The following is a 6,503-nucleotide window of genomic DNA, read 5'->3' as shown; positions in this document are numbered from 1 at the left end:
GTACCTTCTCCTGTTCAAAATAATCAAATAGAGAAAGAGGCTTCGGAATACATAGAGAACGTATGGCTCTCGAGGCCGATCGGACGTTCCAACAATAGTCTGACTTTCGGTTCGCATTGGGGTCGATCAAGTTGTTATCTACACTTGGTATCAGCACTATTCGACACGCAAAATGACCCAATGCAGTAGTTAGAACCTGACTTTAAGAACCAGCCGAACTAATAGCGCAGTTTCAAAATTCTGCAGATTGATTTCTGTTTTGTTCGCATCGACTAGCGTCACTTTGCCGTCGACTTCTGCACCTGCAAGTCAGACCCCGGCCCCACCGCAGTCTTCTTCTGGCGTTCCTGCAGAAAAAGCTCGTAAGAAAAAGCGACCGAGCATTGGACTGGTATCTTCGCCCAGCCGCGTTCTCCGGTTGATTCCTTTTTTTCTCAAGATACGTTTAGGTAAATCTTTTTTTGAGATCTGATCAAAGAGCCAATGAGTACCAACACGGCATATCAAAGTAAGCGAACCAATCGCGCTCCCGCTATGAAGTCAAACTCGCGGGTTTTTGTGTGCCTTGTCTCTTTGGGAATCAACGCACTTGCGTTGGCGCTTCCTTTGGCTCTCCTGCAGGTCTACGACCGGATTTTGCCGAATCAGGCAGCCGGATCTGCAATCGTCATTTTCTCGGCAGTTGTTGTCGCGTTGGTGTTTTCGGGAATGCTTCGATATGTAAGGTCCGGCGTGTTTGCTCGGTGGTCGGCACTGGAAGAACACAGGCTTTGGTCTCATACCGCTCGACAACTTCTTAAAGGCCATCACAGCCGGGAGGATGCTCTTTTGCTTGCTTCCGCCCCCGCCAAGGCGCGTGATGAGAGTGTCGGTCAAACAATGCTGGCCCGATACGATGCGCCTTTCTCGATCGTTTTCCTCGCTCTGGTCGCCTATCTCGGCGGAATCGTTGTCGCCGCGCCCTTGTTGGTCGCTGCCGTTTCGGTGATCGCGTTCCTTGTGGTTGCGCCGCGGAATCGATCTGCCCTGCAGCAGGAACTGCTGTCGGGCGCAAAGTACGAGGCCAGTGTCACGGCGCTCGCTAACACTTCCTCAAACACGACGACGCTGATCAGCCTCGGCTCGACATTTGCCCGTTTGACTCACGATCGCTCTGTCCAGTTGAAAGCAAACAGAACGACGCAGAACATCAGCAGTTTTCAATTTGACCTCTTGCAGAGTGGCGCGTTGATCTCGACGGTCGGCGTTGTCTGGTTGGGCGCCGTAGAGGTGCTCGCAGGGCAGATGACAACCGGCGGGCTTGCCGCCTGCACGTTGCTTGGCTCTCGGGCGGCATCACAGCTTATAGGTGTTGCGGCGACGGGCCTGCGTGCCCAGCCCGCCGCTGTCGCGGCGGAGCAGTCGAAGGCGATCCTTGAAAACAGTGGAGAGAGCGAGCGTCAGCCGTCGCACCGTACGACCGAATACCTGAACTCGACTGGCGGTGGCATCTGGGTGCTCGAAGCTTCACCGCATCAAACGGTGTCTGAAAAGCTGGAAGCCATAGTCGACCACTTGCCCTGCGACCTGTCGGACTCGGAGACAGTTCGGATCGTATCTGCTCGGCCACGGCTGTTGGCTGGTAGGCTCATGGATTGCCTGTCCCGCTTGGACAAGGATCTAGAGCCAGAAGCACTGTCCCTGTCGCGCGAGATCGGACTGGACAACGTCGTTTGTCGACTTCCCCATGGCTACGACACGGTGCTCGCATCTTCCGGCCGGCCACTTTCGGATGGCGGCACCAAGCGCGCCGCGATTGTACAGGCATTCGCGGGCAGCCCCGGGCTGGTCATTATCGAGTCACCCGAAGCGCTGCTCGATGTCGATACGGTGAGGAACCTGTCGGAGTTCCTGCTGTCCCGCGCAATTGATTTCAAGATACTCTTACAGACATCGTCTGAAGAGCTTCTCGCCGGTCTTGAAGATGCCAAGCGCCTCGAAAACCCGAAAAACTGGATCGAGGGGGTCGAGTAATGTCAGCAGCCGCCAACTTCCTCCAAACCGTTCTCAAATATCTAGACGGGCGCCACTCCGATCAGGCGGTAGAGGCGGCATTCGGAGGTTTCTCGTCATCGCTGTCCGATATGGCGCGAGCAGGTAACCTAATTGGGCTTCACGCTTCAATTCACAAGCGCGTTCCGGCATCCTGGAGCGACGGACACGACGGCGCGCTGATTGCAACAGACGGCACCAACTGGTTTGGCGTCGTAAGACGTGATGGTGATCTCGCTTCGTTCCGAGAGGGCGACAAAGCTGTTCAAAATCTATCACTTGAGGGGCCGCTTCTGTATCTGCGTGTGCTCCCCGAAGCCGAAGCCGCCAAGGTCACCTATTCCAATATCTTGTCTCGCGCGCGTGATGCCTTTGTGCATGTCTCGTGGCAATCTCTGGTCATTAACCTATGCGCTCTTGCGGTGCCCTTCTTCACCATGACGGTGTATGATCGGGTACTGGGAGGCGGCGCCGTCGACTCGCTTCCGGCCTTGTTATCGGGTGCAGTGATTGTTTTGATCACGATGCTGGCAATGCGCCGCGTCAGGTCCGGTTTTGCTGCCGCAGAATACGCCTCGCTTTCTGGACAAATTTCGACATTGCTGGCCGGCAAGGCGCTCCGCTCGCCTGTATCGAACGCGGCCGGCAACTCGGGCAGTGCGATTGTCATGAAGGTCCGACAAGGTGAACGCGCCGCTGACCTGTTCGCCTCCCCGAATATCACGGCGATTTATGATGCACCGTTTATCCTGTTGACCTTTGCCGCTTTGGTGATTGTTGGCGGAGGCATGGCGATCATTCCCGCGATCTACCTCCTGATGTTTTTTGGTTTCGGTTTGTTGATGAACGCTGGAACCGGCAGTAGGGACCCGTTTGCCGCCCGCCAATCCATGAGGCGCACGCAGATGATTGGGGAATTGGTCGACGCCAACGGCGCTATTCAACGCGCCGGGTTGGGCGAGAAATGGCTTCAGCGGTTCGATGCAGCCTTGCGCTCAAGTGCGCGCGACACGCACCGTTCGATGACAAAGATTGGCTCCCAGTCTGCAATCGCGACCACGCTTGGATCCGGCACCGCGCTCGTAACACTGGTCGTAGGAATCGATCTCGCGCTGAAGGGCCATTTGTCACCAGGAACACTGATCGGAACAATGTTGCTGACTTGGCGCATCACCGGTCCAGCGCAATCGCTGTTCCTTGCGATCCCGCGACTTAAAGCAATCCGCAACGGCTGGAACTCTCTTGAGACACAACTCCGCGCGCCAACGATAGGCCAAGAGGCTCATCTCCAAATCGCGCTTGAACCTGAGGCGCCCGCTGTGGCCGCTCAGGGGTTGTTCTACCGCTACGAAGCCGGTCAGCCACCTGCCGTGACCGGCGTAACATTCGATGTGCCCGCCGGCAGCGTCGTCGTTGTGATGGGACCGAACGGGTCGGGCAAATCGACCTTGTTGCAGCTCGTGGCAGGGCATTTCAGCCCGCAATCCGGAAACCTGACACTAAACGGGCGTCAGATGTCCCAATATGATCCCGACGAGATCGACGCACGATGCGCCTACGTCGGTGGTGACAAGCGCTTTTGGCTGGATCAAAGTAGAACGGAGCCCGGCGCTGGGTTTTCCGCGGAAGCCAAGATAGAACGTATAGCGTGGTCCGCAATTGTCGGACATGACAGCAGTTTCTTCGTTCTCGATGATCCGCTTGCCGCGAGTGGTAAGGACGCTGTGACCGAGATCGCGAAGTTCATCGACGAAACGCGCGGCAAGGCTACGATCTTCCTTGCAACCCACGACACGGAACTCGCGGCGCATGCCGATATCGCTATCGTTCTGGACGCCGGCAACGTCGTCTATTGCGGGCCCGTTCAGACAGAAAAGCCAGAAGCAGAAGCTTCGACGGAGGAGAAGAGCGATGGGTGAAAATCGCGGAGATCAACCTTTCGACCTTTACGATACGTCGACCTTCGTCTGGATGCGTCGTGCGGCGATTGTCGTTTTGCTCGGTCTGACCGCACTGGTGATCTGGATGGTCTACACGCCGGTGGACGAGATCTCCAAGGCGCGCGGGGAAATCGAACCCATCGCGCAGGTGAAGCGGGTTGAAAGCCGGCACGGAGGTCAACTGGCCGAGCTGCGGGTGACGCGAGGTCAGATGGTGGAAGCGAACGAGATCGTGGCGCTTCTGGATCAGGCGGAGGCACAATCGGCACTCCGGGCGGCTGAAGCGCGTATTGCGGGATTGTCGCTTGAAATCGAGCGGCTTCTCGCGCTTGCAGAGGGGCGGGAACCGAATTTCTCGGCCCATGCCGAAGATTTCAATGACCTCGTGGAACGCGAAACGGCTGCACTTGCGGCAACTCGTGCCTTCATTCGCGCCGAACGCTCAGTGATCCAGTCGCAGATCGAAGAAAAGCGCGCCGAGATTGCAGCCATCGATGAAGAACGCCCCCAACTCATTCAACAGATCGCAGTCACCGAGGAGGAGCGTGCCGTTCAACAGGACCTGCGGGATCGGGGACTGAGCGGACGCGCAAAGCTCGCGGAACTGCGCGAGCAAGAAGCGCAGTATCGATTCGAACTTGCCCAGCTCGCCGGTCGGCGAACCATTGCCGAGGCCGAGATTACCGAGCTGCAGGCGTCTCTGACACAGGTCGAACTGGATGAGTATGCCAAGGCCCGTAGCCGGATTGCCGAAGCGGATTCCCAGCGGCGTGCACTGCAGGCCGAAGCGGCCGGCCTTCAGAGCCGTGTCGCGGAGACAGAGATCCGGTCGCCCGTTTCCGGGGTAGTCCAGTCGATCCCCGACGACACGATCGGCGATGTCATCGATCCCGGCGGAATGGTCGTCACAATTGTCCCCGCCGATGGCGGCTATCGTTTCAGCGGTCGCTTGTCGCCGCGCGATGTCGGCTTCGTTTCAGTCGGGCAACCCGTTCGATTGAAAATTGACAGCTTCGATTACAGTCGCTTCGGCGCATTGCCCGGCAAGGTCGAGGAAGTTTCGCCAACAACATCAGTCGATGAGCGAGGAACAGCATTTTACGAAGTCCTTGTGCAGCTGGACAGCGACCATTTCCGCGATGCAGAGGACGGACTTACATTGATCGCCGGAATGACCGGCGAGGCCGATATCAAGACCGGTGCCAAGACCGTGTTTCAGTATGTCTGGAAACCCATCTACACCAATCTCGACCTGGCATTGACTGAGAGGTGAGGAGAGACGCGATGTCCGATCAGAGCCCGAGCAAATCCCAACCCTCCCGCTCGACCGCGGATCCCAGAGACGAGTTGTCCGAAGAGGTTTTTGCCTGGGTTGTGACCGACACGAGCGATCTTCCGGATGTACAGGACGAAGGCGCCCATGCGGCGCCGGATGGCGTAGAGCAAGGTGGCGGCGGTTCCGGCAACCGGCAGTTGATGGTCTCCGCGCCGGCCCTGGCACGCCATATGGGCGCCGACCTTTCCGAGTTGCATTCCGAGCCGGGTCGTCCGGGGGCGGAGTCCGGCTCCGACTGGTTGGCCTCGTCCGGCCTGGCCCCGTTGCCCCCAACTCATATCCAGAAATCTGGTGCAGGACATCCCGACTTCACTCATGCTTTGCCGGGAATTGGCACAGGTCAAAATGTCGGACATGTGATCATTCCCTCCGTTTCAACTGGCGGTTCAATCGGCGGTGGCGGTAACGCTTCGGGACAGACGCCAAGCCACATCGTGACGGGTGGTCAGCCCAGTGGGCCTGCCATCGCCGGGTTGATCCCCGGTGGTAAGGAAGGCCACCCTGTGCCGGTCCTGATCTCGGTGGTGAACGGCAACAACACGCAGGGTGGCTCCACCGTGACCATCGGTGGGTTGCCCCCCGGAACGATCATGAACCAAGGGCACGCAGGTCCGGGTGGGACGTGGATCCTTGGTCCCGGCACCGACCTTAAGAACCTGACCATGACTCCGCCGACCGACTGGTTCGGATCAGGGCACCTAACCGCAACGGTCGTTGATCCAAACGGTCACTCCGCACAGGTTCAGCTGCCTTTCAATGTGTTGCCACAACCCGACGCAGCCAGGATCTCGGGAACGGATACCGGAACGACGTCCGAGGATCGTGTTCTGACGGTGTCCGGCGCGCTGACGATCGTCGATCCGGATCCGGGCGAAGCACATTTTCAACCCACATCTTTGACTGGAAGCTTCGGTAGCTTGCAGATCGATGCGTCGGGTCGTTGGACTTACAGGCTCGAAAACGCCTCTCCCTCGGTTCAGGCGCTGGTTTCCGGGCAGACCGAGCGCGAAACATTCACAATACACAGCGTTGATGGAACGAGCCACCAACTGGTCGTAAACGTAATGGGCACCGACGATCGAGCAATCATCGCCGGAGCCTCTCAGGGCGCGGTGACCGAGGACAAGCTGACCTCGACCGGCGGCAAGCTGGATGTGACCGACCCCGATGCAGGCCAGGCGAGCTTCGTGCCGCAG

At 58.2% G+C, this 6,503-nt stretch carries 4 protein-coding genes; all 4 read left to right on the top strand.

What is annotated here, in order from left to right; all coding sequences use genetic code 11:
* Positions 1-483: 483 nt before the first annotated feature.
* The gene (locus ACR0B7_RS20915) at positions 484-2,013 is read left to right on the top strand and encodes an ATP-binding cassette domain-containing protein (RefSeq protein WP_170560176.1); all 1,530 of its coding nucleotides are present in this window, start codon (positions 484-486) and stop codon (positions 2,011-2,013) included.
* On the top strand, positions 2,013-3,950 hold the full coding sequence (locus ACR0B7_RS20910) for an ATP-binding cassette domain-containing protein (RefSeq protein ID WP_170577071.1): 1,938 nt from the start codon (positions 2,013-2,015) through the stop codon (positions 3,948-3,950). Before ACR0B7_RS20915 ends, ACR0B7_RS20910 begins: the two co-directional genes overlap by 1 nt.
* A complete protein-coding gene (locus ACR0B7_RS20905) occupies positions 3,943-5,244 on the top strand; it encodes an HlyD family type I secretion periplasmic adaptor subunit (protein WP_170382239.1) in 1,302 nt (433 codons plus the stop codon). The genes ACR0B7_RS20910 and ACR0B7_RS20905 overlap by 8 nt, the downstream gene beginning before the upstream one ends.
* A gap of 11 nt (positions 5,245-5,255) precedes the next feature.
* A partial coding sequence (locus tag ACR0B7_RS20900) for a VCBS domain-containing protein (RefSeq protein ID WP_480682374.1) occupies positions 5,256-6,503 on the top strand: 1,248 nt, incomplete at its 3' end.

This window comes from Ruegeria sp. BB6, assembly GCF_056539385.1.
This window is presented reverse-complemented; position numbering and strand designations above follow the sequence as displayed.

Coding starts and splice junctions, on each gene's coding strand:
- ACR0B7_RS20915 (WP_170560176.1), top strand. CDS start 484: ATGAGTACCAACACGGCATATCAAAGTAAGCGAACCAATCGCGCTCCC.
- ACR0B7_RS20910 (WP_170577071.1), top strand. CDS start 2,013: ATGTCAGCAGCCGCCAACTTCCTCCAAACCGTTCTCAAATATCTAGAC.
- ACR0B7_RS20905 (WP_170382239.1), top strand. CDS start 3,943: ATGGGTGAAAATCGCGGAGATCAACCTTTCGACCTTTACGATACGTCG.